29 protein-coding genes are annotated in these 26,000 nt (G+C 72.5%); 18 read left to right on the top strand and 11 right to left on the bottom strand.

What is annotated here, in order from left to right; genetic code table 11:
- Positions 1–134 precede the first annotated feature (134 nt).
- The 4 genes from PUR56_RS38905 to PUR56_RS38920 form a co-directional block, all read right to left on the bottom strand.
- On the bottom strand, positions 135–1,025 hold the full coding sequence (locus PUR56_RS38905; protein ID WP_329883676.1) for a glycoside hydrolase family 6 protein: 891 nt from the start codon (positions 1,023–1,025) through the stop codon (positions 135–137).
- A 394-nt stretch (positions 1,026–1,419) separates the two neighbouring features.
- Positions 1,420–2,097, bottom strand: a complete 678-nt coding sequence (locus PUR56_RS38910) for a uracil-DNA glycosylase (RefSeq protein WP_329883756.1) — start codon at positions 2,095–2,097, stop codon at positions 1,420–1,422.
- A 181-nt stretch (positions 2,098–2,278) separates the two neighbouring features.
- Positions 2,279–3,526 carry a low temperature requirement protein A gene (locus PUR56_RS38915; RefSeq protein WP_329952450.1) on the bottom strand — a complete coding sequence of 416 codons (1,248 nt, stop codon included), beginning with the start codon at positions 3,524–3,526 and terminating at the stop codon, positions 2,279–2,281.
- A gap of 84 nt (positions 3,527–3,610) precedes the next feature.
- The gene (locus PUR56_RS38920) at positions 3,611–4,390 is read right to left on the bottom strand and encodes an HAD-IIA family hydrolase (protein ID WP_329883673.1); all 780 of its coding nucleotides are present in this window, start codon (positions 4,388–4,390) and stop codon (positions 3,611–3,613) included.
- A 581-nt stretch (positions 4,391–4,971) separates the two neighbouring features.
- Between PUR56_RS38920 and PUR56_RS38925 the strand changes: the two genes are divergently transcribed.
- On the top strand, positions 4,972–6,072 hold the full coding sequence (locus PUR56_RS38925) for a Gfo/Idh/MocA family oxidoreductase (RefSeq protein ID WP_329952451.1): 1,101 nt from the start codon (positions 4,972–4,974) through the stop codon (positions 6,070–6,072).
- 117 nt (positions 6,073–6,189) lie between these two features.
- On the opposite strand, the gene PUR56_RS38930 is transcribed toward PUR56_RS38925, so the two are convergent.
- Complete coding sequence (locus PUR56_RS38930; RefSeq protein ID WP_329952452.1) at positions 6,190–6,615, bottom strand: type II toxin-antitoxin system VapC family toxin; 426 nt, start codon at positions 6,613–6,615, stop codon at positions 6,190–6,192.
- Entirely contained in the window at positions 6,608–6,892 is a 285-nt protein-coding gene (locus PUR56_RS38935; RefSeq protein ID WP_188295332.1) for a type II toxin-antitoxin system Phd/YefM family antitoxin, read from the bottom strand. Before PUR56_RS38935 ends, PUR56_RS38930 begins: the two co-directional genes overlap by 8 nt.
- Positions 6,893–7,030: 138 nt before the next feature.
- On the opposite strand from PUR56_RS38935, the gene PUR56_RS38940 reads away from it, so the two are divergent.
- The 11 genes from PUR56_RS38940 to PUR56_RS38990 all read left to right on the top strand — a co-directional run bounded on the left by PUR56_RS38940 (position 7,031) and on the right by PUR56_RS38990 (position 17,082).
- Entirely contained in the window at positions 7,031–7,450 is a 420-nt protein-coding gene (locus PUR56_RS38940; protein ID WP_329883670.1) for a type VII secretion target, read from the top strand.
- Between the two features lie 3 nt (positions 7,451–7,453).
- Positions 7,454–8,911 carry a hypothetical protein gene (locus tag PUR56_RS38945; RefSeq protein WP_329952453.1) on the top strand — a complete coding sequence of 486 codons (1,458 nt, stop codon included), beginning with the start codon at positions 7,454–7,456 and terminating at the stop codon, positions 8,909–8,911.
- Positions 8,908–9,456, top strand: coding sequence for a hypothetical protein (locus tag PUR56_RS38950; protein ID WP_329952454.1), 549 nt, complete (start codon positions 8,908–8,910; stop codon positions 9,454–9,456). The genes PUR56_RS38945 and PUR56_RS38950 overlap by 4 nt, the downstream gene beginning before the upstream one ends.
- Positions 9,457–9,535: 79 nt before the next feature.
- Positions 9,536–9,832 carry a DUF6412 domain-containing protein gene (locus PUR56_RS38955; RefSeq protein WP_329952455.1) on the top strand — a complete coding sequence of 99 codons (297 nt, stop codon included), beginning with the start codon at positions 9,536–9,538 and terminating at the stop codon, positions 9,830–9,832.
- A 161-nt stretch (positions 9,833–9,993) separates the two neighbouring features.
- Positions 9,994–10,782: a YidC/Oxa1 family membrane protein insertase gene (locus PUR56_RS38960; protein WP_329952456.1), complete on the top strand. Its 789-nt coding sequence runs from the start codon at positions 9,994–9,996 to the stop codon at positions 10,780–10,782.
- Positions 10,783–10,977: 195 nt separating this feature from the next.
- On the top strand, positions 10,978–11,748 hold the full coding sequence (locus PUR56_RS38965) for a CDP-alcohol phosphatidyltransferase family protein (protein WP_329883665.1): 771 nt from the start codon (positions 10,978–10,980) through the stop codon (positions 11,746–11,748).
- Positions 11,749–12,006: 258 nt separating this feature from the next.
- Complete coding sequence (locus tag PUR56_RS38970; protein ID WP_329952457.1) at positions 12,007–13,311, top strand: serine hydrolase domain-containing protein; 1,305 nt, start codon at positions 12,007–12,009, stop codon at positions 13,309–13,311.
- Positions 13,312–13,498: 187 nt separating this feature from the next.
- A complete protein-coding gene (locus PUR56_RS38975) occupies positions 13,499–14,839 on the top strand; it encodes a serine hydrolase domain-containing protein (RefSeq protein WP_329952458.1) in 1,341 nt (446 codons plus the stop codon).
- 99 nt (positions 14,840–14,938) lie between these two features.
- On the top strand, positions 14,939–15,841 hold the full coding sequence (locus tag PUR56_RS38980; RefSeq protein WP_329952459.1) for an aminoglycoside phosphotransferase family protein: 903 nt from the start codon (positions 14,939–14,941) through the stop codon (positions 15,839–15,841).
- Between the two features lie 165 nt (positions 15,842–16,006).
- Positions 16,007–16,360, top strand: coding sequence for a VOC family protein (locus PUR56_RS38985; RefSeq protein ID WP_329952460.1), 354 nt, complete (start codon positions 16,007–16,009; stop codon positions 16,358–16,360).
- A 320-nt stretch (positions 16,361–16,680) separates the two neighbouring features.
- Positions 16,681–17,082: a hypothetical protein gene (locus PUR56_RS38990; RefSeq protein WP_329952461.1), complete on the top strand. Its 402-nt coding sequence runs from the start codon at positions 16,681–16,683 to the stop codon at positions 17,080–17,082.
- Positions 17,083–17,199: 117 nt separating this feature from the next.
- Here the strand turns inward: PUR56_RS38990 and PUR56_RS38995 are convergent, their stop codons facing one another.
- The gene (locus PUR56_RS38995; RefSeq protein WP_329883660.1) at positions 17,200–17,334 is read right to left on the bottom strand and encodes a hypothetical protein; all 135 of its coding nucleotides are present in this window, start codon (positions 17,332–17,334) and stop codon (positions 17,200–17,202) included.
- 31 nt (positions 17,335–17,365) lie between these two features.
- On the bottom strand, positions 17,366–17,728 hold the full coding sequence (locus PUR56_RS39000) for an ATP-binding protein (RefSeq protein WP_329883659.1): 363 nt from the start codon (positions 17,726–17,728) through the stop codon (positions 17,366–17,368).
- Between the two features lie 278 nt (positions 17,729–18,006).
- On the opposite strand from PUR56_RS39000, the gene PUR56_RS39005 reads away from it, so the two are divergent.
- From PUR56_RS39005 to PUR56_RS39025, 5 genes are all read left to right on the top strand, one after another.
- Complete coding sequence (locus PUR56_RS39005; RefSeq protein ID WP_329952462.1) at positions 18,007–18,858, top strand: helix-turn-helix domain-containing protein; 852 nt, start codon at positions 18,007–18,009, stop codon at positions 18,856–18,858.
- A 3-nt stretch (positions 18,859–18,861) separates the two neighbouring features.
- A complete protein-coding gene (locus tag PUR56_RS39010) occupies positions 18,862–19,047 on the top strand; it encodes a DUF397 domain-containing protein (RefSeq protein ID WP_329952463.1) in 186 nt (61 codons plus the stop codon).
- A 111-nt stretch (positions 19,048–19,158) separates the two neighbouring features.
- Positions 19,159–19,773, top strand: a complete 615-nt coding sequence (locus tag PUR56_RS39015) for an RNA polymerase sigma factor (protein WP_329952464.1) — start codon at positions 19,159–19,161, stop codon at positions 19,771–19,773.
- Entirely contained in the window at positions 19,770–20,789 is a 1,020-nt protein-coding gene (locus tag PUR56_RS39020; protein ID WP_329952465.1) for a CU044_5270 family protein, read from the top strand. Before PUR56_RS39015 ends, PUR56_RS39020 begins: the two co-directional genes overlap by 4 nt.
- A 115-nt stretch (positions 20,790–20,904) precedes the next feature.
- Positions 20,905–21,546: a peptidase inhibitor family I36 protein gene (locus PUR56_RS39025; RefSeq protein WP_329952466.1), complete on the top strand. Its 642-nt coding sequence runs from the start codon at positions 20,905–20,907 to the stop codon at positions 21,544–21,546.
- Between the two features lie 161 nt (positions 21,547–21,707).
- On the opposite strand, the gene PUR56_RS39030 is transcribed toward PUR56_RS39025, so the two are convergent.
- Positions 21,708–23,207, bottom strand: a complete 1,500-nt coding sequence (locus PUR56_RS39030; RefSeq protein WP_329952467.1) for an MFS transporter — start codon at positions 23,205–23,207, stop codon at positions 21,708–21,710.
- 190 nt (positions 23,208–23,397) lie between these two features.
- On the opposite strand from PUR56_RS39030, the gene PUR56_RS39035 reads away from it, so the two are divergent.
- Positions 23,398–24,129, top strand: a complete 732-nt coding sequence (locus tag PUR56_RS39035; protein WP_329883652.1) for a TetR/AcrR family transcriptional regulator — start codon at positions 23,398–23,400, stop codon at positions 24,127–24,129.
- Positions 24,130–24,220: 91 nt separating this feature from the next.
- On the opposite strand, the gene PUR56_RS39040 is transcribed toward PUR56_RS39035, so the two are convergent.
- Both PUR56_RS39040 and PUR56_RS39045 read right to left on the bottom strand, forming a co-directional pair.
- Complete coding sequence (locus PUR56_RS39040; protein WP_329952468.1) at positions 24,221–24,997, bottom strand: ABC transporter permease; 777 nt, start codon at positions 24,995–24,997, stop codon at positions 24,221–24,223.
- A complete protein-coding gene (locus tag PUR56_RS39045; protein ID WP_329883755.1) occupies positions 24,994–25,950 on the bottom strand; it encodes an ATP-binding cassette domain-containing protein in 957 nt (318 codons plus the stop codon). Before PUR56_RS39045 ends, PUR56_RS39040 begins: the two co-directional genes overlap by 4 nt.
- Positions 25,951–26,000 lie beyond the last annotated feature (50 nt).

A 26,000-nucleotide genomic window follows, 5' to 3' on the forward strand; every position in this document is an offset into this window, starting at 1 on the left:
AACGCGCGATCTCCAAGTACAACGCCAAAGGCACCATCGACCGGACCAGCTACAAAGCCACCATCAGCATCGACATCCTGACCACACCAGACCCGTGACAGGAATCCGCAAGCTCTATCTACACGGCATTGGGGCTAGCCGGCGGCCTGGGCCAGCCCGAGTGCGTACGGCAGCCAGAACTCGCCCGCCCGGGGCTCGCCGCGCCCGCACTCGCCGTCGGACTCGCCGGGGTTCTTGATCCAGAGGTAGGCGTCGACGCCCGGCCGCCCGGTGTCGGCGGTGGGCGGCGCCCCGAGCGCGCGGCCGGGCGGGTTGCACCACGCCTCGCCGCTCAGCGGGCCGTTGCCGTTGCGACTGGTGTCGATGACGAAGTGCTTGCCGTCCAGCAGGGCGGAGAGCTGGGCACCGTACGTGGCGTTCCGGTCCGTGGTCGAGAAGTTGGAGACGTTCACCGCGAAACCGTCCGCCGAGGCGACACCGGACTTGCGCAGCGCCTCGGCCAGCGCGGAGGGGTCCTGCACCCAACCGGGATTTCCCGCGTCCAGGTAGACCCGCACCTGCGGGCGCTTCTTCAGCTCCTGGACGGCGAAGGCGAGCAGGCCGTACCGCTCGGCCGCCGCGTCGCCCTTGACCCCGCAGGTGTCCAGGGTGTGCGCCACCGCGTCCGGCTCCAGGACCACCCAGGCCCGGCGGTCGCCCAGCGCCTCGGCCAGGCCGGTGATCCAGGACCGGTACGCGGCGGCGTCGGGCGCACCGCCCGCCGAGTACAGGCCGCAGTCCCGGTGCGGGATGTTGTAGGCGACGAAGACCGGCGTGCGGTCCGCTGCCGCGGCCCGCCGGCTCACCTGTTCGGCGATGCCCCGGGCCGCCTGGTCGCCGAGCCACTGCGAGGAGGGCTGGGCGGCGATCCGGAGCAGGGTGTCGGCCTCGGCCGTGCGGCCCTGGCCGCGCAGGGCGGACAGTTGACGGGCGGCGGAGGTCTGGTCGGAGACGTAGAAGGCCTGACCGGGAAGCTGCGGCAGCACGCCCGCTCCCCCGGCGGGTGCACCGCCGGGCGGTGCGGGGACCGCCGAGGCGCCCGTCGACGCGGCGCTGTTCGAACTCCCGCCGCCGGAAGGCCCCTTGACCGCCCCGGCGCTGCCTCCCGCGCACCCCGCGACGCCCGTCACCAGCCCCAGCATCGCCGCCCCCGCGGCCAGCCGGAAACCCACTCTTCGCCCTGCTCGGCGCACGTACCGCCCCTCCCAGACCCGGTCGGGCGACCGGTCGGTCCCCAGCTTCGCATACCGGGTGCCGCCCGCTGTTCACCAGCCGGTGAACAGCGGGCGGCCGACGCCGAGTGGACTGCACGTCAGATGCCCCGGAGGGCCTTCCGGGCGGACGGCCGGACGGCCGGGCGCCCCGGCGGCCGCCGGCGGATCAGCCCTGCTTGAGGTCCGGCACCCGCCAGTCGATCGGGTCGACGCCGAAGCCCTCCAGCGCCGTGTTGATCTGGGAGAACGGCCGGCTGCCGAAGAACAGCTTGGCGGAGAGCGGCGACGGGTGGGCGCCCTGGACCACCACGTGCTTCTCGGTGTCGATCAGCGGCAGCTTCTTCTTGGCGTAGTTGCCCCAGAGCACGAAGACCACCGGCTCCTCGCGCGCGCTCACCGCCTTGATCACCGCGTCGGTGAACTTCTCCCAGCCCTTGGCCTTGTGCGAGTTGGCCTCGTGCGCACGGACCGTGAGCACCGCGTTGAGCAGCAGCACGCCCTGCTCGGCCCAGTGCATCAGGTAGCCGTTGTCGGGCGCCGGGATGCCGAGGTCGGCGTCCAGCTCCTTGAAGATGTTGCGCAGCGACGGCGGCGTCTTCGTACCGGGCAGCACGGAGAAGCTCATGCCGTGGGCCTGGCCGTCGTCGTGGTACGGGTCCTGGCCGAGGACGAGCACCCGGACCTTGTCGTACGGCGTGGCCTCCAGCGCGGAGAACTCCTGCCCGCTCGGCGGGAAGACCTGCTGCTCCGCGCGCTCGGACGCCACGAAGGCCGCCAGCTCGGCGAAGTACGGCTTCTCCGTCTCGGCGCCCAGCACCGTGTGCCAGGACTCGGGCAGTTCCAGCCCGGCGCCCGCCTCCGGCGTACCCGGCTCCGTCACGCCCGCCTCGACCGTGTCCGTCACGACATCAACCTCCCACCGGACGGCCGCTCACCGCCGCACCGCCCCGACCCTCGGACGCCCTGCGGCCCTTGCGCCGCACGCCCTCTTTCCACACCGAACGCTACACAGGCCCACTGACAGTTCACTCCGCCGGAGCCGCAGGTGCCCCCGGTGCCACGGGTGCCACCGGGGCAACCGGGGCAACCGGGGCCGCAGGGCCCACGACGGCACCTGCGGCCACCGGTTCGCCGGGGGCCGCACCGCCCGGCGCCGCGGTCCCCGCCCGCGCCACGCGGAGGTGCTCGACCACGTTCAGCACCACCAGCACCACCGCCAGCGCCACCAGCGCCGTGATCGCCGGCCACCGCACCATCGCCGGGGCCAAGGCCAGCACCACCGCCGCCGCCACGATCCGGGTGGTCGCCACCCTCCGGAACATCATCCACCGGGTGTAGCCGAAGGCGAGCAGGTACAGCCCGCAGCCCCCGTAGAGCAGGGCCACCGTGCCCGCGCCGAGCGCCCGGCGCGGGTCGGCCACCGTCTCGCCGAAGCCGACCGCCACCGCGATCACCCCGGCCACCAGCGCCAGGTGCCCGTACTGGAAGACGCGCCGGATGACGTCCCGGCGCGACTCGGCGACCGTGACCGCGTGCCGCATGGCGTCGGCCGCGTGGACGAAGTACTGCCACCAGAGCCCCGCCGAGATGGTGAACGCGGCGGTGACGGCGACGAGTTCGGCCGCGTCGAGGGGCACCCCCGCCGCGGTGGCGCCGATCCCGACGATGGACTCGCCCAGCGCGACCAGCAGGAAGAGCGCGAACCGTTCCGGCATGTGCACGGGGTGGTAGGCCACCGCGGCGAGCCGGCGGCGCAGGAGCACCGGCGCGGACAGGTCGCAGAGCGCCGCCAGCGCCCAGAGCACCGTCCGCGGCCCCTCCGGCAGCAGCCCGCCGGCGAACAGCAGCGGTCCGCTGACCAGCACACCGACCCCGTACGGTCCGCGCCACACGCCCGGGACGCGGACGACCAGCAGCAGCAGGACCACCCGGGCCGCCCAGTACCCGGCGCCGAGCAGGACGCCCCGGCCCCCGTACGCGCCGGGCACGGCCAGCGCCATGACCAGGCCGGTCAGCCCGACGGCGAGGATGCCGAGCCGGTCGCGCGGGTTGTCCACGTCCCGGATGTTGGCCTGGACCGTGGTGCCGACCCAGCACCAGTAGACCGGCACGAACACCACCAGGGCCCGGCCGACGCCGGCCCAGTCGTGGTGGTGGTGCAGCAGACCGGAGACCTGGGTGATGGCGAAGACGAAGACCAGGTCGAAGTAGAGCTCCGCCCAGGTGACCCGTTTCTCCTCGACCGCCACCGGTGATTCCCCCGTAGTACCCATCCGCCCCTCCTCGGCGCACAGCGAACGGGCCCCGCCGCCCGACCGTCGGCCGGGGCGGCGGAGCCCGCAACAGCAGTGCCGAGGCTAGACCAGCTCGACGAGGTCCGCGATGGAGTTGAACACGCGGGTCGGCCGGTACGGGAAACGCTCCACGTCGGCGGCGGCGGTGAGGCCGGTGAGCACCAGGATGGTCTCCATGCCCGCCTCCATGCCGGCCACGATGTCGGTGTCCATCCGGTCGCCGATCATGACGGCGGTCTCCGAGTGGGCGCCGGCCGTGTTGAGCGCCTCGCGCATCATCAGCGGGTTGGGCTTGCCGACGAAGTACGGCTCGACGCCGGTCGCCTTGGTGATCAGCGCGGCGACCGAGCCGGTGGCCGGCAGCACGCCCTCGGTGGAGGGGCCGGTCTCGTCCGGGTTGGTGCAGATGAACCGGGCGCCCTGGTTGATCAGGCGGATCGCCTTGGTGAGCGCCTCGAAGCTGTAGGTGCGGGTCTCACCGAGGACGACGTAGTCCGGGTGGTTGTCGGTCAGCACGTAGCCGGCCTGGTAGAGCGCGGTGGTCAGGCCGGCCTCGCCGATCACGTAGGCGGTGCCGTTCGGACGCTGGCCCTTCAGGAAGCTGGCGGTGGCCAGGGCCGAGGTCCAGATGCACTCCTCCGGCACCTCCAGGCCCATGCCGGCCAGGCGGGCGCTGAGGTCGCGCGGGGTGTAGATGGAGTTGTTGGTGAGGACCAGGAACGGCTTGCCGGACTCCCGCAGCCGACGAAGGAACTCCTCCGCGCCGGGGATCGGCGTGCCCTCGTGGATGAGGACGCCGTCCATGTCGGTCAGCCAGGACTCGATGGGCTTGCGGTCTGCCACGTGCGTGTCTCCCGAAGTCTTGCCATGTAGTGCGATGGTCATACGAAACTGCGGCGCACCGTCGTCACCGTTGCGCCTCCCACCGACCGGACCCTCCTCGGGACACCGGACCGCCGGGGGTACTGCTGGCTGCCCCAACGGGGCACAGCCTAATCCGCACACCAGGCCGACGGCAGCATGTCCCGCCCAGCGGGACGGGCACGGGACGCGCGGGGAACGGGCGCAGGTCGAGTACGGGACGAGTGCGGGACGGGCCGGAGAAGGATCACCGCAGGACCTTCCCTCCGCACCGCTCCCCCGCCCCGCCCCGTCTCAACGAGTCCTTAACCCACCCCTAACCGCAGTGATGACCCCTCAGCAGAACCGCCCGGCACGGTTAGCGTGAACGGCACGCCGACCAGGGGCCCGGACGGACCCCCTCGGCGCTGCGGTAGCTGCTGCCGCCGCGACCCCCACCGCGGCGGCGACAGCTACCGCCGCAGACAGCCCTCCGGGGCGCGCCCCCCTCCCCGGGCGCCCCGGAGGGTCCCCGTGACGCAGGAACCGGGGCAGACCGGACACCCCGTGGTTGAGTAGGGCCCATGACCCCCTCCACGCGCCCCGTCTCCCGGAACGCCGACCCGGCCCGCCCGTTCCGCGTGGGCCTGATCGGCTACGGCCTGGCCGGCTCCGCGTTCCACGCCCCGCTGATCGCCACCACCCCCGGGCTCCGACTGGACGCGGTGGTCACCGCCAACCCCGACCGCCGCGCCCAGCTGCACCGGGAGCACCCCGACGCCCGCGCCGTCGACACCCCCGAGCAGCTGCTCGCCGACCCGGACGCGCTCGACCTGGTCGTCATCGCCTCCCCCAACCGCACCCACGTCCCGCTCGCCCGGGCCGCCATGGAAGCCGGTCTGGCCACCGTGGTCGACAAGCCGCTCGCCGCCACCGCCGCCGAGGCGCTGGAGCTCTGCGAGCTGGCCGAGTCGCACGGCACCCTGCTCACCGTCTTCCAGAACCGTCGCTGGGACGGCGACTTCCTCACCGCCGCCCGTCTGGTCCGCGAGGGCGCACTCGGGCGGGTCCACCGGTTCGAGTCCCGCTTCGAACGGTTCCGGCCCAAGCCGAAGCCGGGCTGGCGCGAGCTGGCCGACCCCGCCGAGGTCGGCGGCACCCTGTACGACCTGGGCAGCCACCTGGTCGACCAGGCGCTCGCCCTGTTCGGGCCGGTCGAGACGGTGTACGCGGAGATCGACGTCCGCCGGGACGGCGCGGTCGTCGACGACGACGCCTTCCTCGCCCTCACCCACGCCGACGGCACCCGCTCGCACCTGTGGACCAGCGCCGTCACCCCGCTCGTCGGCCCCCGCCTACGGGTGCTCGGCGACAGGGCCGGCTACGTCAAGTCGGGCATGGACCCGCAGGAGGCCGACCTCCGGGCCGGCCGCCGCCCCGACGGCACCGCCCCGTGGGGCGCCGACGACCCCGCGTCCTACGGCACCCTCGGCACCGACGAGACCGCCGCCCCGCTGCCGACCGACCCGGGCGACTACCCGGCCTTCTACGCGGGCGTCGCCGCCGCCCTCGCCGACCCCGGCACCCCGCCCCCGGTCGACCCCCGCGACGCCGTCGCCACCCTCGCCGTCCTGGAGGCCGCCCGCGCCTCCGCCGCCACCGGCACCGCCGTCCGGCTCGGCTGAACCCCAGAGCCCCGCGGCACCGCGCCTCCCCCGCCCCCTCCGGCTTCCCCAGGCTTCCTCCGGCTTCCTCAGGCGAACGGAGGACCGGAGCGGGGAGGGGCAGGAGAGGGGCGACCCTCAGATCCCGATGACCTCGACCGCCGGACCCAGCCCCTTGAAGTCCGCCAGGTTGCGCGTGTACAGCGGCAGGCCGTGGGCGGAGGCGATCGCGGCGATCATCAGGTCGATCCGGCGCGGGCGCGGCTGGCGGCCGGCGGCGATCGTCAGGGTGACCAGCGTCCCGTACCGGGCCGCCGCCGCCGCGTCGAACGGCAGCGGCTCGAAGTCGGCCATCGCCGCGCCCAGCACCTCCAGCCGCGCCGCCCGGCTGACCGGGTCGCGGGCCATCGAGACGCCCTGCTGGAGTTCGGCGAAGGTGATCGCGGTCAGCTCCGGCACCGCGGGCAGGTCGGCCGCGCCGAGCAGCGCGAGGTCGATGTAGACGCAGGTGTCCAGCACCCCGGCCGGCCGCCGGCGCCGGGGTGCTCTCCGCCGCTCAGCCACGCCGCCGCTCGAACGGGTCGCCGTCCTCGTCGCCCACCAGTTCCTCGGGACCGAAGTACTCCTCGGCCTCCTTGCGCATCTGCTGGTAGTCGACCCGCGGCAGCTTCACGTGCCGCGCCACCAGTTCCTCCGCCGTGAGCCGCCGCCGGCCCGACACCGGCCGCAGCTCCGCGACCTCGACCCCGTTCCTCGTGATGTGGAAGGTCTCCCCCGCCTCCACCGCGTCCATCACCGCTGCGGAGTTGTTCCGGAACTCCCGCTGGGTAATCGTCTTCATGCTTTCCAAGGTAGCCCCGTGTAGCACCGGCGGCTACACCCCTGCACCGCCCTCCGGAAACGCCCCACACCCGGACCGTCGGTGCGCTAACGTCCGACCGTCGACGCAGCGCACGGCGGACAGAGGGGGGCTCTGGCCATGACCGACACCACCGAGGCACAACACAACCCCTGGCTCTACGGCCAGGACGGCCCACCGGCCGGCATCCCCGCCCAGGCCACCGGCCCGGGCCCGTGGGCCACCGGCACCTCCGGGAGCGCCCCGGTCCACGTCGAACCGGCCGCCCTCCGGCAGGCGGCCGGGGTGTCCCGACGCCTCCAGGGCGAGCTGAGGAACTCGGTCCTCCACATCGAGCCGGACACCGGCGCGGCGGCCCGGGCGCTGTCCGCCGACTGCTGGAGCACGGGGGCCGCGCTCTCCCAGGTCCTCACCTGGTGGAAGGCCCGCTGGACCAGCATGGACAACCGCCTCGGCCTGACCGCCGACCGGCTGGAGGCCACCGCCGGCGCCTACCGGTCGACCGACGGGGCCTCCGCCTCCACGTTCAAGGCGCCGTGAGCCGTGGTGACCTTCGCGCAGCTCCGCCACGGCTCCTTCGAACCGCTGGGCAAGGCCGGAGACACCTGGAACGGCGTCTCCGGACACGTCGAACAGATCGCCAGCCGGCTGCGGTCGGGCGTCCTGCAACCGCTGACCGGAGCCGGACCGCACGCGTTCTCGGCCCCGGGGAGCCGCGCGTGGACCGGCCTCGCGGCCGACGAGGCCGCCCGGGAGATCGGCCTGCTGGCCGACGAGCTGACCGCGTTCCGCTACGAGGCACTCGCCGTCACGGCCGCCCTGCGCCGGGCCGAGTCCGCGTTCGCCCGGGCCAGGCAGGACCTGCTGCGCGCCGTCGGCGACGCCGAGGGGCTCGGTGCGACCGTCTCGGACGACGGCACCGTCACCCTGCCGCCCCTCCCCGCCGAGGAGCGCAACGACCCGGACTCGATCGCCTACCAGAAGCGGAAGTGGGACGAGGTACAGCAGCACATCGAGGCCATGCGCAAGGCCGTGACCACGGCCACCGAGGCCGACACCACGGCCGCCGCGGCCCTGCGCGCCCTCGACCCCACCCAGGTCGACCCGGCAACCCGCCCGGGCGCCGTTCAGGACGCGAAGGCGGACGTCATGGGCGCGGTCGGCATGCCCAAGGACCGCAAGGACGTCCCGGCCTGGTGGGCGACGGTGGACCCCGCCGTCCGGGCGCAGCTGCTGGAGCTCTCACCGGGCCCGCTGATCGAGGCCGGGATCCTCGACCCGACCTACAAGTGGTCACCGCCCGACAGCGGCGCGGGCCCGTTCCACGTCCGCGAGCCCGACGCCGGCGATCGGACGTTCTACGCTGTCGCCACCGGGCTCGTCGCCGGCGGCACGCTCGTGGGTCACGAGGACGCGGCCCGCCACCTGCAGCACTTCCTGGACGCGAGCGGCGAACCCTTGACCGTGAGCGTGGACCGGATGCTGCGCGATGACCCCAACTTCCGCAACCACGTGGATTCGTCGATGGCCGCCAACGATGCCCAGTGGCGTGAGACCGCGTTGGCTGCCTACGCGAAGGCAGGAGGGTCCCCCGTCGCGGTCCCGGTGGAGACGAAGAGCGACTACACGTTCCGCCAATCCGAGCAGCCCAACTGGTTCACCGCAGTGGGAAGCCAGCCGTACGTCGTATCGGGGGTGGTGACCGTGAAGCCGGGGCCCGACGGCAAGCCCGCCGTTTCCATGCAGTACCAGGTCAATGTCTGGGACAGGTACAACTGGGACAAGGACAAGAGCACGACGATCGCCGGCATCAACATCTCGGACGCGGACATGCAGAGGCTCCACCAGACGGGCCTGGCTCAGGAGTACGACATCAGTGGTCGGAGTTCTGCGTCGACCCGGGTAGTCGGCGACGGCTCGCCTTTGGTACCCGGTGGCACCGGCGAGAGATACGCCGATCGGGAGGGCGGTCCCGCCGATCCGGGGAGGCAGACCCGATGAGCGGCGTGCGTACCGGACGGCGACGGCGTGTGTGGATCTGGGTGCTGGTGGTGCTCCCGCTGGCGCTGCTGGGAGCCGTCGGATATGTGGCGTTCCGGGCGGATGCCGAGCTCCGTCATCCGGAGCCGAACAGCGGGCGGCCCGGGTCGTGGATGACCACGCTGACGGCCACCGAGATCTCCGAGTTCACCCAGGTGCCCATCCCTGCCGGCGCGGTCGACGCCCGATGGGGATACACGAAGGGCTTCCAGGACGACACGGCCGTGCTGGCGTTCCGGCTGCCGGCCGACGAAGTGGACCGTTTCACGGCCGGCCTCAGAGAGGCGACGTGGAAGGAGGCCGCCCGGCCACCGGACACCGGCGCCCTGCGGGACCTGCAGCGCATCGGGGCCCCTGATCCGCTCTCCGCACTCACCCTGCGCTACGGCACCTTCGTCTCACACCTGCCGGGGCACACCAAGCGTGTGGCGAGCCAGGTATGGCTGGGACCGTCAGCCGGCGACAGCCCCGTCCAGGTGTGGGTGTACGCGATGAACGTTCCCTGAACCGAGTCGGGAACCTCTGTGGCAGCCCGGCCGTATCCTGGGCTGGAGCACTGGTCCGGAGCACAGGAAGGAGCACGCCGTGGCGCTGGTCGCGATGCTGCTCGGGGTGTTCCGGGTGCTGAGTGGGGAGTGGCTCGTCGAGGGTGGCGGGTCGCTGGCCTCGGTGGCGGCCGCAGCGGCCGTGGTGCTGGTGACCGGAGCGGTCGCGGGGGCGCTGGTCGTCTCGCGGCTGTTGGGGGCGCGGGCTCCCGCCGCCGTCAGGGCCGGGGTGTTGCGCAGACGCGCGTTCAGGACGGCGTTCCTTCCGCAGCGTGATCCGGATGCCCGGGGCCGGCGACGCCCCAGGGCGCCGGGGGCGGCCCCGGCGGCCGCGTAACCCCCCGCACGACTGCTGGGCCGTTGACGCGGCCGTCCTCCGCCGACCACTCATTTCCGCGCGCCGCCGGCCTTCCGCCGCGCATGCCCCGTACGCCGTGTCGTACGCGCCGCATGCCGCTTGCCGCAGCGCGCCGAGACCCCCGGAGGGCTCGCTCCACCATGTCCGTTTTCGCACTTCTCGACCCGGCCGTCGGCCTGGCCCACGACGTCGTCGCCGCGCTGGCCCAGGTCGTGCCGACGGCGCTCGCGATCGTCCTGTTCACCGTCTGCGTCCGGTTGGCGCTGCACCCGCTGGCGCGGGCCGCGGCGCGCGGCGAGCAGACCCGGACCCGGTTGGCGCCGCAGGTCGCCGAGCTGAACCGGAGGCACAAGGACCGGCCGGAGAAGCTCCGGGAGGCCCTTGCCGCGCTGTACGCGCAGGAGAAGTCCTCGCCGCTCGCCGGATGTCTGCCGATGCTGGTGCAGATTCCGTTCTTCTCGGTGATGTACCGGCTGTTCACGACGCCGAACGACCTGCTCGGCCACACCCTGTTCGGCGTCCCGCTGGGCCTGCACGTGGGGAGCGCACAGGGCGTGGCGCAGTGGGTGGTGTTCGGCGCGCTGTACGCCGGGTTGGCGGCGGTGGCGTACGTCGGCTTCCGGCGGGCCCGTCGGGCGCAGGCCGCGCAGAAGGAGCAGCAGGCGTTGCAGGCGGAGCAGGCGAGGAAGGCTCGGGGCGGCCGGGCGAAGGGCGGGGCGAAGGGCGGTCCGGCGGCCGAGACCGCGTTGCCGCAGCCGGCGCTCGCGCTGTTGCCGTACCTGTCGTTCGGCACGGTGCTGTTCGCCGCACTGGTGCCGCTGGCCGCCGGGGTCTACCTGCTGACGACCACCGCGTGGTCGGCCGCCGAGCGGGCGTGGTTGCACCGTAACGCGCCGGTGCCGGTGGGCGCGGGCGTGGCGCTGGTCTGACGGCGGCTCACCGGGGCGGCGCGCCGACCGGCCGCCGCCCCGGTGAGCCGCCCCGGCCCCGTGCCGACCACCGCTCCCCCCGCCCCTGACCGGGAGCCGACCGGCGGGTGGCGCTGCTCTAGCCTGAGCTGATCGTTTTCGTCGTCCGCCGACCACACGGGTCCCCGGCCGACGGACAGGTGGAGGGATGTCGTCATGGTGGTCGCTGCTCCGGCGTTGGCCGAGTTGCGGGAGGTCTGCCAGCCGCAGGCGAAGCTGGCGAGCCGCAACGGGGAGCACTGGGCGGGCCGGCTCTACATGCGGCGGCTCTCCCTGCGGGCGACCCGGCACCTGGTGCGGACGTCGGTCTCGCCGAACACCCTCACCTGGCTGATGGTGGTGTGCGGGGTCGGGGCCGGGGCGGCGCTGTTGATCCCGGGGTTGGCGGGGGCCGCGCTGGCGGCGGTGCTGTTCCAGGGGTTCCTGTTCTTCGACTGCGTGGACGGCGAGGTGGCGCGCTGGACGCGCCGGTTCAGCACGGCCGGGGTGTACGTGGACCGGCTCGGCGCCTACCTGGCGGACGCCGCACTGATGATCGGTGCGGGCGTCCGGGCGGCCCGGGGCGGGTCGGAGCTGTGGGTGTCGGTGGGGCTGGCGGCCGCGCTGGGCGTGGTGCTGCTGAAGGCGTCCACGGACCTGGTCGACGTGGCGCGGGCGCGCAGCGGGCTGGCCCCGGCGGACGAGGAGTCGACGCAGCCGCGGTCGCAGGGCATCGCCACGGCGCGGCGGCTGGGCTCGATCCTCAAGATCCACCGGGTGACCAACGGCATCGAGGCGTCGCTGGTGCTGCTGGCCGCGGCGGTCGCGGACGCGGTGGTGGGTTCCACCGATCCGACGCAGGGGACGGTCGCGGCGATCGCGGTGATCACCTGGGGGATGGTCGTCGCCCACCTGGCGTCGATCCTCTCGTCCTCCCGCCTGCGCTGAGCGGCTCCACCAACCTCACCGACAGCACGGTCCGCCCCACCGGCAGCAGCGGTGACACGGCGGGCCCCGATGCGCCCATCCCGGACCTCAAGTCAAGCCACCCGCAGAGTATTTGACGACGAACGTCCCCCGCCGTTCGGCTCCGGAGGGGTACCCGCAGGACGCACCGCGGCACCCTCCGCAGGACGACGCGGGCGGCGCGGTGCGGATGCGAACGTGGTGGCCGGGGCCCGGAGGTCGGGCCCGGGAGGGATCACCATGCACGCCAACCACTTCGTTCGGCCGCGCCGCCGCAGCAGGCTCGCCCTGCGGTTCGCCGCCGCCGCGCTGGCCGGGGCGACCGTCGTCTCGCTGGCCCCGACGGCGGTGGCGGCGGGGGCCGGCACCGCCACCGACTCCGCCGACTCCTCGGCCTCGTCCGACCGGCACCGCCCGTCCGTCGATCTGGGCCCGGAGCTGCGGGACATCGTCTCGCGGGGCTCCTCGACCGCCGCGCTCGGCGAGACGCGCGAGAACGGCCGCCGGACCTGGCGCGACGCGGCCGGCGTCACCGACCTGGACTCCGCGCGTCCGGCGCGCGCCGACGGCCGGTTCCGGATCGGCAGCATCACCAAGACCTTCGTCTCCACCGTGGTGCTGCAGCTGGCCGACGAGGGCCGGCTCCGGCTGGACGACCCGGTCGAGCGCTACCTGCCGGGGGTCGTGCCGAACGGCGGCGCGATCACCCTGCGGCAGGTGCTGAACCACACCAGCGGCCTGTACGACTACCTGGAGGACCCGCAGTTCCTCTTCCACGACGAGGCGAGCCTGCGCGCGTTCCTCGCCCAGGGGCGCTGGACGAACTACCGCCCGGAGCAGCTGGTCACGGCCGGCGTGCAGCACGCGCCGTACTTCGCGCCCGGCCAGGGCTGGCACTACTCCAACACCAACTACATCCTCACCGGGATGATCATAAGGAAGGTCACCGGCCACACCTGGCAGCGCGAGGTCGAGAAGCGGATCGTCGAGCCGCTGAACCTCGACAACACCTCCTTCCCGGGCTCGTGGCCCGGGATCCCCGGCCCGCACGCCCACGGGTACGTCAAGCTGCCGGAGGGTCCGGCGGACGTCACCCTGATCAACCCGACCGTCGGGGACGCGGCCGGCAACGGCATCTCCACCACCAGCGACCTCGACCGCTTCCACGCCGCCCTGTTCGGCGGCAGGTTGCTGTCGGCCGCCCGGCTGGCCGAGATGACCACGGCCGTCCCGGCGCCGATGATCGGCGCGCACTACGGGCTGGGCCTGATCCGCTACGACCTGCCGTGCGGCGAGGTCTGGGGCCACACCGGGGGCATCCCGGGGTTCAACTCGGTGCTGCTGGGGGCGCGGGACGGCTCGCGGCAGTTCGCCCTCTCGTTCAACCTGCTGGAGGGCACCGAGACCGAGGAGACCGAGACCACGCTGAACACGTTCATCCTGAGGGCCGCCTGCGGCCCGGACACGGCGGCGGCCCCGGGGACCCCCGCGGCGAAGGGAGCGGACGGCGGCCCGCCGTCGACGACCTTCAAGACGCTGCGCTGATACGGCAGACCTCGACAAGTCAAGCGCCTTGACGATGATTTGACCGTGCGTCACACCCTCCCTTCGGCCGGGCGTCCGGCCCTCGGGACGCACGGTCGATGACCCCCTCAGGACGACGCGCCGGTGTTCCGTTCGGTGCGATCGTGGTGCGGACGGCCCGGGGCCGGGTCGGAAGGGGCGGGGCACCATGACCATCGTTCAGGCTCGATCTCCGTACCGGCGACGCCGGGCGGGGCTGCGGCTCGCAGCCGTCGCCCTGGCCGGGGCCACCGTCGTCACGCTCGCTCCTACCGCAGCGGTGGCGGCGGCAGGGGCATCAGGATCCGCTGCCGGGTCCGCGCAGGAACGTCGGCCCCGCGTCGACGGACAGCAGGAACTGCGGTACCTCGTGGAGCACGGCGGGATGACCGCCGCGCTCGCGGAGATCCGCGACGCCGGCCGCCCCCTGTGGCGGGGCGCCGCCGGGACCGCCGACCTGGCCGACGGGCAGCCGGCCAGGTCGGACGGCCGGTTCCGCATCGGCAGCGTGACCAAGTCGTTCGTGTCGACGGTCGTGCTCCAGCTCGTCGGGGAGGGCCGGATCAGGCTGGACGACCCGGTCGAGCGCCACCTGCCGGGCGTCGTCCCGAACGGCGGCGCGATCACCGTCCGACAGCTGCTGAACCACACCAGCGGCCTGTTCAACTTCACGGAGGACGACCGGTTCCTGGTCAGGACCGAGGCCGAACTGCAGGACTTCGTGTACGGGACGTGGCGTTACCGGAACTACCGGCCGCAGCAGCTGGCCGCGGTCTCCGCCGAGCACCCGCCGTACTTCGCGCCCGGCCAGGGCTGGCACTACTCCAACACCAACTACGTCCTCGCCGGGATGATCATCAGGAAGGTCACCGGCCACACCTGGCAGCGCGAGGTCGAACGGCGGATCGTCCGGCCCCTGCACCTGGAGGACACCTCCTTCCCGGGATCCGAGACCGGCCTCGGCGGCCCGCACGCCCACGCCTACGCCGCGATGCCGGCCGGACCGGCCGACGTCACCCGGTACAACACGACCGTCGTGGACGCGGCCGGCAACGGCATCTCCACCACCGCCGACCTCAACCGGTTCCACGCCGCCCTGTTCGGCGGGAAGCTGCTGCGGCCGGCCCAACTGGCCGCGCTCACGGACACGGTGGAGACCTCGACGCCGGAGATGCGCTACGGCCTCGGTGTGTTCCGGATCGATCTGGGCCCGGGGTGCGAGGCGGCCTGGGGCCACGACGGCGGCCTTCCCGGGTGGAGCACCCTGCTGGTCGGCACCGGGGACGGGCGGCGGCAGCTGGCGTTGTCGCACAACCCGTACCTGGGCACGGACAGTTCGGCGAGCGGCGAGGCGATCGGCTCGCTCCTGGCCAAGACGCTGTGCGGCCCGGTCGCGGGCGCCGGTGTCGGCGCCGGTGTGGCCCCGGGCGCCGGGGTTCCCCCGCTCGTGGGAGCGATCCCGGGCACCGGGCCGGAGCTTCGCGTAGAGCTCGGCCCGGCCACCCGCTGACCGGCCCCCAGAACCGAGCGGGGCGGACGGGGCGGACCGGACGGGGCGGGGGGAAAAGCGGTTGACGCCCGTCGCCGCCCGCCGGTCGGATGGTGTCCCATGAGCACAGGGCAGTTGCACCCCGGTCAGCACGCCATCGACGAGGACCTCGTACGGCGGCTGGTCGCCGGTCGGTTCCCGCAGTGGGCGGGGCTGCCGGTGCGGGGCTTCCCGTCCGGCGGCACGGTCAACGCCATGTACCGGCTGGGCGACGGCATGGTGGTCCGGCTGCCGCTCGTCGACTGGGGCGAGGTGGACGTCGCGATGGAACAGGAGTGGCTGCCGCGCCTGGCACCGCTCCTGCCCACGGCCATCCCGGCGGCGATCGCCCTCGGCGGGCCCGCCGAGGGGTATCCGTGGGCGTGGTCGGTGTACCGCTGGCTGGACGGGAGGAACCCGGAGGCCGGCGCGCTGACCGCGCCGGTCCCGCTGGCCGAGGACCTGGCCGGGTTCGTGTCGGCGATGCGGAGCATCACCCTCCCGGGCGGGCCCGCCGCCTACCGGGGCGGGCCGGTCCGGCTGCTCGACGACGAGACCCGGTCGGCGATCGAGGAACTGCGCGGCCTCCCCGAGGAGGGCGTCGACTGCGACGCCGCGACCGCCGTCTGGGAGGACGCGCTGCGGGCTCCGGTGTGGGACGGGCCGCCGGTGTGGCTGCACTCGGACCTGATGCCGGGCAACCTGCTGGTGGACGGCGGGGGCCGGCTGACGGCGGTGATCGACTTCGGGTGCGCGGGCGTCGGCGATCCGGCCTGCGACATGTTCCCGGCCTGGAACCTGCTGCCCGCCGAGGGGCGGGAGGTCTTCCGCAAGGCGCTCGACGTGGACGACGCGACCTGGCGGCGCGGCAGGGGGCGGACACTCGCGCAGGCACTGGGGGCGCTGCCGTACTACCGGGAGACCAACCCGCTGATGGCGGCCAACGCCCGGCACGTGATCCGGGCGGTGCTGGAGGAGAGCTGAAGCGCGCGGCGCAGGTGTCGCCGGACCGTCGGCCGCCCGCCTCCACGTGCCGACGCCGTTCGACGCCCGTGGCGGTGGGCCCGAAGCCCTCCGCCACGGCGAGGCGGCTGTGAGGGCTCAACCAAATGATTCGTTGGGGTAGTTGAGTTGGGAGAGTATGACGGCATGCGCATCCTCGGCCTCGTCTTCGCGGGCACGTCCACACCCGACCGCTCTCAGATGGCCGACTTCCTCGGCGACACCTTGGGCCTGCCCCGTGTTGAGGTGGGCGGCGTTGAGGCCGACTTGTTCGAACTGCCCGACGGGTCGACCTTCGCCGTGGCCTCGCCCGGCGGGATGGGGGCGCCCCGGTCCGTCGGCTTCCTCGTGGACGATCTCGACGCTGCGGCGGCGGATCTGCGCGAAGCGGGCGTCGAGGTAGGGCCGATCGGCGAGAACGAACGTGAGCGGTACCTGCACTTTCGGGCTCCGGACCGTGAGCTCTACGAACTGACGGAACGCAAAGCCGGCATTGCGTGACCTCGAAGGGCGGCGGTTCGAATCCGCTCCCACACCCGTCCTCGACCTCCCACAGCTCGCGCCGCACCACCTCGGGGGCAGTCGCACGCCCCCACACCTCGCCGATGCCGGGGCGAGCGCGACATGGCGGGCAGTCATGTCCGGTGGCTCCTTGTGTGAGGGGTTCTTAGACCGGCCGAGGGGCGGTGTTCCTCCGCTCGGGTAGCCGGTCGCCGCGCCCGACGGCGGCGGCGGGAGCGGGTCGGGTACTGATCGCAGTCGGCGCAGGGTGCCACCGCCCTCGTCGGCACAGGTCGAAGCCCACACCTCAGGAGGCCGGAATGGCCCGCACGATCCCCCTCGCCCTGACTGCGCTCGGCGCCGTCGGAATCCTGGTCGGAGGCGCCGCGATCGCCACCGCCGACGACCGCGGGGCCGCCCGCCCGAAGGAGAAGCCGACCGTCGTCGTCCCCGGGAACCAGGCCGCCGCCGACGCGTCCCTACTGTCCGCGCACACGCAGGTCACCGGCGACTCGGTCGTCGTGCACCCGGGGCAGAACCTGTCGGCGGCCGTGCTCTGTCCGTCCGGCCAGGTGCCCACCGGTGGGGGCGGCACGACCAGCGCCTTCAGGATCTTCCTCACCGACTCCTACCCGAGCGGCAGCGCCTGGATCGTCCGCGGGACCAACACCAACAACGTCGACGAGTCCATCAGGGCGTACGCCGTCTGCACGACCCCCTGATCCGACGGCACACCCGGACGCCGAACCCGGCGGCCACCGCTGAACGACCGGCGCGCCCCCGCCCGACGGCGGGGGCGCGTGAACCGGACGAGCCCCAGGACGTGGCGGGCCTGCAGGTCAATCGGGTATGCGGGTCCGCTCGGGGGCGGAGGCGTCCTGATCGTGGTGGCGATCACGGAGGGCCTGGGTGCGGACCTGGCAGACGGCGCCGACGACGGCTGCCGCGATGACGAGGATCAGCAGCCCGAGCACGGCGGCCAACCCTCGGGAACGGTGGGGAGGTTCACGCGGCGGCATCCAGTTCGAACCAGACGATCTTGCCGCGCTTCTGCGGTTCGGTCCCCCAGCGGTGGGTGAGGCCGTCGACGAGCTGGAGTCCCCGGCCGCACTCGGCGAGGCCGGCGGGCGTTCGCCGTTCGGGGAAGTCGGAGGAGTCGTCGCCGACCGAGACGCGGAGCGTCCGGTCGAGAACGAGGACGAGGACGACGGGCGACGTGGTCCGGCCGTGCCGCCAGGCGTTGACGATCAGTTCGGCGAGGGCGAGCTCGGCGTCGGCGATGGCCTCGGGGTGGAACCCGCTGCGGACCATGGCGTCCCGGAGCGCGGCTCGGGCGATGGCGAGGGAAGGGGAGTTGAGGTTACACATGGGGAGTCTCCCAGCGGTGCAGGTGGGGCACACCAGAACGGGGTGCGTCGCCGTGAGCAAGGTCGCGGCGGCGATGGCGACGCCGCGCACGAGTGCTCTTCGGTGCCCGGGCAGCAGGTACCAACTGCCCTGATCCGGGACGTTGATGACAATCCGTCCGGTGAGCGGTGCATCACAGACTGTAGAGCACTTTGACTCACATGTGCCACGAGATTCAGGAAACAGGTGCCACCAGATTGTGGCTGGACTGATCGACCACCCGTGTAGATGCTTGACCCATGCCACCACGCGCCATCCCGACGGCCAGGCAGGAACGGTTGGGCATCGAGCTGCGCAAGATGCGAGACTGCGCCGGCCGCACGACCTCCCAAGCTGCCGCCCTATTCGGCCTCGACCGAACGAAGATCACACAGATCGAGAAGGGCTATTACCCCGTCACTCCCGATCGTGTTCGAGCGCTCGCCGCCGACTACGAGGAGGGCGACGCCGAGTACATCGACGCCCTCGCCCGGATGGCCGGGGAGAGACACAAGGGCTGGTGGGAGGAGTACCGGGGATCCGTGCCGACCGGGTTCCTCGATACCTCCGAGCTTGAGCACTTCGCCCAGGGCATGATGACTTACCAGGTGTGCCATCCTCCGGGTGCCATGCAGACCGAGGAGTACAGCAGGGCAATCTTCCAGGAGGCGTATCCGCCGCTGAGGCCACGCCTCTTGGAGTCTCGGGTGGAGAACCGTCTGCGCCGCTCCGAGATCCTCATGGAACCGGATGCACACCCGTACACAGCGGTGGTCCACGAGGCCGCACTCAGGATGCGATTCGGAGGACGCGAGGTCGCTCGGCGACAGCTGGGAAGGATCCTTGAGTTCTCCCACCTCTCGCACGTGACCGTCCGAGTGGTCCCCTTTGAAGCGGATGGCTTCAAAGGCGCGGGCCAGGCCATCGTCCATGCGCAAGGCCCGGTCACCCGCCTCGATACCGTTCAGCTCGATGCCGTTGGCGGCCCGGTGTTTCTCCACGAGCGCACGCAGGTCGACAACTATCGGCAGATCATAGAGCGGATGATCGATCGGTCGCTTTCCGTTGAACATTCGCGCGATCTGGTGTCACGTATCAAGAAGGAAATCTGAGCTATGGAACCCTTGGCCTGGACCCGGCCGTCTGCGTGCGCCGATTCCACCAACTGCCCCGAGGTGGCGGTGACCTCCGAGGCCGTGTACGTCCGGAGCAGTCTCCAACCCTCCTCCATAGCCGAGCTGACCCTCGCCGAGTGGCGTGACCTCCTCGCCGGCATCCGCAACGGCGAGTTCGACGTCTGACCTGCTCCGGCGCGACCGGTGCCTCCCGGGAGGCACCGGTCGTCCACATCTCCTCAACATTCCCTGGAACCACTCCCCCGCTGCGGACACCAGATCTGCGTGGAGTCCTCCTTGTCCAGTAAGCAGGCGCAGCCCGGCGACCGCCAGGTCTTCGCCGAGCTCTACGATCAGCACGCGCGCACGGTCTTCGCGCACGCCTACAGATCCACCGGGGACCGCGACCTCGCGGACGACATCGTCTCCCTGACCTTCCTCGAAGCCTGGCGGCTGCGGAAGAAGCTCCGCGACGAGGTCCTGCACCCCCGTGCCTGGCTGCTGGCGATCGCCACCAACGTCCTGCGCAACACGGCCCGCACCGCGCGCCGTCACCGCGAGGCGATGTCCCGCCTCCCCCGCCGCGACCCGATCCCCGACTTCGCCGACGAGGTGGTCGGCCGGATCACGGACGCCAACACGGCCGCCGCCGCCGTGCGCGCCCTCGACCAGCTGGGCGCCCCCGAGCGCGAGGTGTTCACCCTCGTCGTCTGGTCCGGGCTGGGCTACGCGGAGGCCGCCCGCGCCCTGGGCATACCCGTGGGCACCGTCCGCTCCCGACTCTCCCGCGTGCGGGACAAGCTGCGCCGGATCGTCGACACCGAGGACCCGCCGGAGCCACCGCACGACCGCGCCCACCACCTCGCCGCCAGCCGTCAGCCCGTGGGGCACCACCAGGAGAGCCGGCCATGAACACCGCATCCACCGACCACGACAGGTGGGACGAGCACGGCGAGCGCCGCGAACTGGCCCGCCTGTTGCCCCCGCCCCCGCATCCGGTCCCGTCCCTCGACCAGATGGCCGCCCGCCGCGAGTTCCTGCTGGACGAGTTCGACCGGTCACGTCCCTTCGCCGCCCTGACCTCCCGCTGGCGGGGCCTCGCCCTGGTGGCCGCCGTCGGCACCGCCGCCACCCTCATGGCGGTGACCCTCACCCAGGGCACCGGAGCCTCGGCGAACCGGACGCCCCCCGCCACCGCGGCCTCCGTGGAACTCCTCGACCGGGCCGCCCGGGTCGCCTGGTCCGGCCCCGAGCCCTCGGTCCGGGACGCCCAGTACACCTACCTCAGGACCGTCAGCCACTCCACCTCGCTCAGCGAGTCCGCCGACGGCACGATGCGGCGCGGCACCACCACCACCGAAGCCGAGAAGTGGGCCTCCGTCGACGGCAGCCGGCCCGGGCTGACCCGTCACGCCGGCGCCGACGAACCGCTCTCCGCCCTCGACGGCTCCCTCCTGACGTCCTCCTCCTACCGCCTGCTGGCCACCCTTCCGACCGACCCCGAGTTGCTGCTCAGGAAGATCCACGCCGACGCCGTGCGCGATCACGGACGCGGTTCCGACTCGACCACCGGTCCCGACCAGGAGTCCTTCGTCGCGATCGGCGACCTCCTGCGCAGCACGGTCGTGCCGCCGCGACTGAGCGCCGCCCTCTACCGTGCGGCGGCCCGCATCCCCGGTGTGGTGGCGGTCGACGACGCCGTCGACGCCGCCGGCCGCCGCGGGGTGGCCGTGGCCCGCGTCCACAACGGCGAACGCTTCGAGTGGATCTTCGACCGCCAGACGATGCGTCTGCTCGGTACCCGCACGGTCCTGATCAAGGACGGCCCGTGGGGCAAATCCGGGGACGAGGTGGACTCCGCGGCCCTCGTCGCCTGGGGCATCGTGGACACCCCCGGTGAGGCAGCACCCCAGGAAGCAACCCCCTGAGTCGATTCGGTCAGCCATTGACCGGACTGCGCTGCAGCTATTGTGTGATCGGCGAATCCCGCGTTGGGTCGTGTCAGCACCGAACCGACACAACCGAGCAGGGGGGAAGTTGACCGTGCGTACATTCCGCACGCTCGCTGCCGTCACCACGGTCGCCGGCGCACTCGCGCTGGCGGCTCCGACGGCCGTGGCCGCACCCGCAGACGCGTCTGCGCAGGCCACCGACGTCAGGCAGTCCGCGGATCCGACGGACGCAAGGCCGTCCAAGCCCGTGATCGCCACCTATAGAGGCAAGAAGATCGACCTTTCCCAGGGTTGGGGCGGCGCCCGCGTCTGCACCGAGGTGACCGGTGGTGCCGTCTACTGCCACGACAGCATCGCCGAGGCCGACCAGGCACTCGCCACCATCGATCCCGCTTCGGCCGAGACCTCGCGGAAGGCGCCTGCCGCCGGAGCCTCACTGACCGACGCGGACTGCTCCTCGGGCTGGGTCTGCATCTGGGAGCACTCCAACTACACGGGTGCCGCCCTGCGCTGGTCGCAGTTCGGCACCAAGTACCTGTCCGACTGGGGTTTCCGGGACCGGGCCAGCTCCGCCTGCGCCTACAACGCGAGCGGCGCGACCCTCTACGACGACCGCGCCCTCCAGCCGGACCCGTCGCTCTACCTCGGATGGGGCTGCTACGACCTCTCCGCCCAGGGCTACCCCTACGGCGGCAGCTGGAACGACCGGGTCGACTACCTCACGGTCAACTGACCCGGCACCACCGCACGGAGAAGGCCGAGGGCCGGTCACCCGATCTTCCGGGTGCCGGCCCTCGGCCTTCGTCCTGCGGGCCCGGGTTCCTGCGGGCCCGGGTTCCTGCGGGCCCGGGTTCCTGCGGGCCCGGGTTCCTGCGGGCCCGGGTTCCTGCGGGGTCAGGCCGCCAGCTCGGCCGCGTCCTCCGCCGGAGCCTGCTCGGCCGTCTTCTTGTCCCGCATCACGATCGTCGCCACCAGGGCCGCCGCCAGCACGCCCACCGCGCTCACCGTGAAGGTGGTCGACATGGCGGAGGTGAAGGCCTCCCGGGCGGCGTGCGCCAGGCCCGCGTCCCCCTTGGCCTCGGCCAGGGCGCCGACGATCGACTGCTTCGCCTGCTCCGAGGAGCCCTTCGGCATCCTGTCCGCGTAGCCGCCGGCCAGCATCGACCCGAGGATCGCGATGCCCAGCGCCGTACCCGCCTGCTGGATGGTGTCGTTCAGCGCGGAGCCGACGCCCGCCTTGTCCGCCGGGATCTCGCCCATCAGCGCACCGACCGCGGCCGGCATCGCCAGACCGGCGCCGAACCCCAGGATCCCCAGGGCGGTCGCCGGGACGGCGAACCCGGTCGCCGCGTCCACCGTGCTGAACAGGACGAACGCCCCGGCCATCATCAGCATGCCGACCAGCACCAGCATCCGGTTGCCGATCTTCGCCGCCAGACCGGCGCCCAGGCCGTTGCCGACCAGGGCCGCGATCGCCATCGGCACGAAGGCCAGGCCCGCCTTGACCGGCGAGTAGTCCAGCACGAACTGGAGGTACTGGGTGAGGACCAGCAGCAGACCGCCGTTGCCGATCTGGACCAGCGTCAGGGAGAGCGAACCACCACTGAAGTTGCGCTTCTTGAAGAGCATCAGCGGCACCATCGGCTCCGCCGCCACGTTCTGCCAGACCACGAACCCGCCGAGCGCCAGGACCGCGACCGCGAGGGTCACCAGCGAGGTGCCGCCAAACGCGCCGTGCTTCGGGATCTCGATGATCCACCAGATCATCGCGGTCATGCCGACCGCCGACAGCACCGCGCCCAGCGGGTCCGGCTTCTGCCACGGGCCCCTGGACTCCGGCATCAGGACCAGCGCGGCGGTGATGGCGAGCACGACGACGGGCACGTTGATGAAGAAGATCGAGTGCCACGAGAAGTGGTCGATCAGCACGCCACCGAGCACCGGGCTACCGACCAGGCCCAGCATGGAGACGGAACCCCAGGCCGCCATCGCCTTGCCGCGCTCGTCCTCCTCGAACACCGTGATCAGGATCGACAGCGTCGACGGCATGATCAGCGCGCCACCCACACCCATGGCCACCCGGCTCGCGATGACCTCACCCGGGTTGCTGCAGAGCGTCGCCGCCAGCGACGCCGCTCCGAAGAGCAGCAGTCCGATGATCATCACCTTCCGCCTGCCGAACCGGTCCCCCAGGCTTCCGGAGGTCAGCAGCAGGCCCGCGAAGACCAGGATGTAGGAGTCGAGGATCCACTGCGTGTCCTGCGCGGTGGCCTTCAGGTCCTCGGTCATCGACGGCACCGCCACCGTCAGCGCCATGCTGTCGACCACCAGGACGAGCGTGCTGAGGCACAGCACGATCAGGATCCACCAGCGACGTGGGTTGCGGGCTTCCATGGATGTTCCCCTCCGAGGTGCGTACATTGTTCCGCCGTTGCGCACACTGTACGCATCATGGAACGGTGTGCGCAACCCTTTAACGCCGTGCGCAATTGCGAACGCCGTGTGCAGTGTTCGAACCCTGTACGCTGAATGCGCACGGTGTACGCAGGGACAACTCGCCGACCCACCGAGGGAGGACCGGCCGATGGCCGCGAAGACGAATCCGATCCCGTCCGTATGGGCCCGCCAGCAGCGCGAACCCGAACAGCCGGCGCTCAGCCGAGCCGTGATCGTCCGCGAGGCGATCACCATGCTGGACGCCGACGGCATCGAGGCGCTCTCCATGCGCAAGCTCGGCGCCCGCCTCAACGCGGGCGCGACCTCCCTCTACCGGCACGTCGCCACCAAGGACGAGCTGATGGAACTCGCCGTGGACGAGGTCTTCGGCGAGATCACCGTGCCGGCCACCGACCCCGCCGAATGGCGGGCCGCCGTCATCGAGACCTGCGGGTCCTTCCGGTCCGCCACGCTGCGCCACCGCTGGCTGGCGTCCGTCCTGGGCCAGGCCGGACTCGCCTACCTCGGCCCCAACCTGGTCGCCGTCTCCGAACGGCTCGCCGAGCTCTTCACCTCGGCCGGCTTCCCCGACGCCTCGCGCGGCCTGGACACCGTCCTCGCCTACGTCATCGGCATGAGCACCACCGAGGCCGCCTGGCTGACCGCGGTGGCCCGCAGCGGCGAGAGCGAGGCCGAGTTCGTCGCCCGGCTGATGCCCACCGCCCAGAAGGCCGTGGCCGGCCACGACCTCCTCTCCGACTCCTACGCCGCCGCCGCGGCCACCGCCGCCATCACGGACCCCACCGAGATGCGCGACGCCAAGTTCGACTACGGCCTGGAGATCATCCTCGACGGACTCGCCCTCCGCCTCCCGCGCTGACGCCCGGGCCGGCCCGCCGGCGAAGCGGCACCGGGCCCGGCCGCTCCCGACCCGGCCGCTCCGGACCCGGCCGGGCACCGCCGGGGCCGCGCTACCGCCTCGGCGGCCGGCGGAAGGTGGCGCGCGCCCAGAGGTAGCCGACCCCGGTGAGGGCGACGCACCAGGCCAGGGCGACGAGCGCGCTCGCACCGATGGCGGTACCCATCAGCAGACCCCTCAGGGTCTCGATGACCGGGGTGAACGGCTGGTACTCGGCGAACCACCGCAGGGCCGCGGGCATCGACTCCGGCGGGACGATGGCGCTGCCCACGAAAGGCAGGAACTGGAGCGGCATCGGCAGGTTGCTCGCGCTCTCGGGCGTCTTGGCGACCAGACCGATCCCGGCCGCCAACCAGGTCAGGGCGAGGATGACGAAGACCAGCAGTCCGCCCGCGGCCAGCCACTCCACCGGGGTGGCGTCGGGCCGGAAGCCCATCGCGAAGGCGGCGGCGAGGACGAGCAGCAGGCCCAGCACGGTCTGGATCAGGCTGCCGACCACGTGCCCGGTCAGGAACGCCGCCCGCGAGATCGCCATCGTCCGGAACCGGTTGACGATGCCCTCGGTCTTGTCGACACAGACGCCGACCGCCGTCACCAGCGCCCCGGACGTCGCCGCCATCAGCACGATGCCGGGCGTCACGTAGTCGATGTACTCGCCGCCGCCGATGCCGACGCCCAGCGCACCGCCGTAGGCGTAGTTGAAGAGCAGCAGCATCATCACCGGCATCAGCACGACCGCGAAGGTCAGCGACGGGTACCGCCGCGCGTGCTTGAGGTTGCGCCGCAGCATCGTCAGGGAGTCGCTGACGGCGTAGGAGGTCGTGCTCATCGGGCGCCCTCCGCGGTGAGGGTGAGGAACACGTCGTCGAGGTCGGGGGTGTGGACGGTGAGCGACTCGGCGCGGACGGAGGCGCTGTCCAGGATGTCGAGGACGGCCTTCACCGTGACGACCGAGTTGTCACCGGGGATCGAGAGCGTGAGCGCCTCGGCGTCGGGGCTGGCGTAGTCGAACAGGGCCGCTGCCGCCCTGAGGTCGGACGGGGCCGCGAAGCGCAGGCGCAGGTGGCCGCCGGGGATGCGCCGCTTGAGCTCCTCGGCGGTGCCCTCGGCGACGATCCGACCGCCGTCGAGGAGGGCGATCCGACCGGCGAGCCGGTCGGCCTCCTCCAGGTACTGGGTGGTCAGGAGGACGGTGACCCCCTGCTCCTGGACCAGCCCCTCGATCAGCTCCCACATGGTCCGGCGACTGCGCGGGTCGAGCCCGGTGGTCGGCTCGTCGAGGAAGATGATCCGGGGGTCGCCGACCAGGGTCATGGCGAGGTCGAGCTTGCGGCGCATGCCGCCGGAGAAGGTGGCGACCGGCTTCCCGGCCACCTCCGTGAGGTCGAAGCGCCGCAACAGCCCGGCCGCCCGCCCCCGCCCCTCCCGACGGCGGAGGTGGTGCAGGTCGGCCATCAGCAGCAGGTTCTCCTCGGCCGTGAGCAGGTTGTCCACCGCCGAGAACTGGCCGGTGACACCGATCGCGGCGCGGACCCCGTCGGACTCCCGGACCAGGTCGTGGCCGGCCACCCGGACGGCCCCGGCGTCGGCCGGGACGAGGGTGGAGAGGATCTCCACCACGGTGGTCTTGCCGGCGCCGTTCGGCCCGAGCAGGGCGAACACGGTGCCCTCCGGCACGGTCAGGTCGATGCCGTCGAGGACGGTCCTCCCTCCGTAGGCCTTGGTCAGGCCGACCGCGGCGATCGCGGGGGGCGGCGCGGACTCGGTGGACGTTAAGGGCATGGCGGTCACGCTCTCTCCGCATCAGGGACGGTGGCGGCGGGTCAGGACGG

The sequence above is a fragment of the Streptomyces sp. BE303 genome, from assembly GCF_036290945.1.
In the GTDB taxonomy this organism is placed as follows: domain Bacteria; phylum Actinomycetota; class Actinomycetes; order Streptomycetales; family Streptomycetaceae; genus Kitasatospora.

Coding starts and splice junctions, on each gene's coding strand:
- PUR56_RS39030 (WP_329952467.1), bottom strand. CDS start 23,207: ATGGAAGCCCGCAACCCACGTCGCTGGTGGATCCTGATCGTGCTGTGC.
- PUR56_RS39005 (WP_329952462.1), top strand. CDS start 18,007: ATGCCACCACGCGCCATCCCGACGGCCAGGCAGGAACGGTTGGGCATC.
- PUR56_RS39000 (WP_329883659.1), bottom strand. CDS start 17,728: ATGTGTAACCTCAACTCCCCTTCCCTCGCCATCGCCCGAGCCGCGCTC.
- PUR56_RS38965 (WP_329883665.1), top strand. CDS start 10,978: ATGGTGGTCGCTGCTCCGGCGTTGGCCGAGTTGCGGGAGGTCTGCCAG.
- PUR56_RS38970 (WP_329952457.1), top strand. CDS start 12,007: ATGCACGCCAACCACTTCGTTCGGCCGCGCCGCCGCAGCAGGCTCGCC.
- PUR56_RS38940 (WP_329883670.1), top strand. CDS start 7,031: ATGACCGACACCACCGAGGCACAACACAACCCCTGGCTCTACGGCCAG.
- PUR56_RS38925 (WP_329952451.1), top strand. CDS start 4,972: ATGACCCCCTCCACGCGCCCCGTCTCCCGGAACGCCGACCCGGCCCGC.
- PUR56_RS38935 (WP_188295332.1), bottom strand. CDS start 6,892: ATGAAGACGATTACCCAGCGGGAGTTCCGGAACAACTCCGCAGCGGTG.
- PUR56_RS38990 (WP_329952461.1), top strand. CDS start 16,681: ATGGCCCGCACGATCCCCCTCGCCCTGACTGCGCTCGGCGCCGTCGGA.
- PUR56_RS38950 (WP_329952454.1), top strand. CDS start 8,908: ATGAGCGGCGTGCGTACCGGACGGCGACGGCGTGTGTGGATCTGGGTG.
- PUR56_RS39020 (WP_329952465.1), top strand. CDS start 19,770: ATGAACACCGCATCCACCGACCACGACAGGTGGGACGAGCACGGCGAG.
- PUR56_RS39045 (WP_329883755.1), bottom strand. CDS start 25,950: ATGCCCTTAACGTCCACCGAGTCCGCGCCGCCCCCCGCGATCGCCGCG.
- PUR56_RS39010 (WP_329952463.1), top strand. CDS start 18,862: ATGGAACCCTTGGCCTGGACCCGGCCGTCTGCGTGCGCCGATTCCACC.
- PUR56_RS38975 (WP_329952458.1), top strand. CDS start 13,499: ATGACCATCGTTCAGGCTCGATCTCCGTACCGGCGACGCCGGGCGGGG.
- PUR56_RS39040 (WP_329952468.1), bottom strand. CDS start 24,997: ATGAGCACGACCTCCTACGCCGTCAGCGACTCCCTGACGATGCTGCGG.
- PUR56_RS38980 (WP_329952459.1), top strand. CDS start 14,939: ATGAGCACAGGGCAGTTGCACCCCGGTCAGCACGCCATCGACGAGGAC.
- PUR56_RS38960 (WP_329952456.1), top strand. CDS start 9,994: ATGTCCGTTTTCGCACTTCTCGACCCGGCCGTCGGCCTGGCCCACGAC.
- PUR56_RS38985 (WP_329952460.1), top strand. CDS start 16,007: ATGCGCATCCTCGGCCTCGTCTTCGCGGGCACGTCCACACCCGACCGC.
- PUR56_RS38915 (WP_329952450.1), bottom strand. CDS start 3,526: ATGGGTACTACGGGGGAATCACCGGTGGCGGTCGAGGAGAAACGGGTC.
- PUR56_RS39035 (WP_329883652.1), top strand. CDS start 23,398: ATGGCCGCGAAGACGAATCCGATCCCGTCCGTATGGGCCCGCCAGCAG.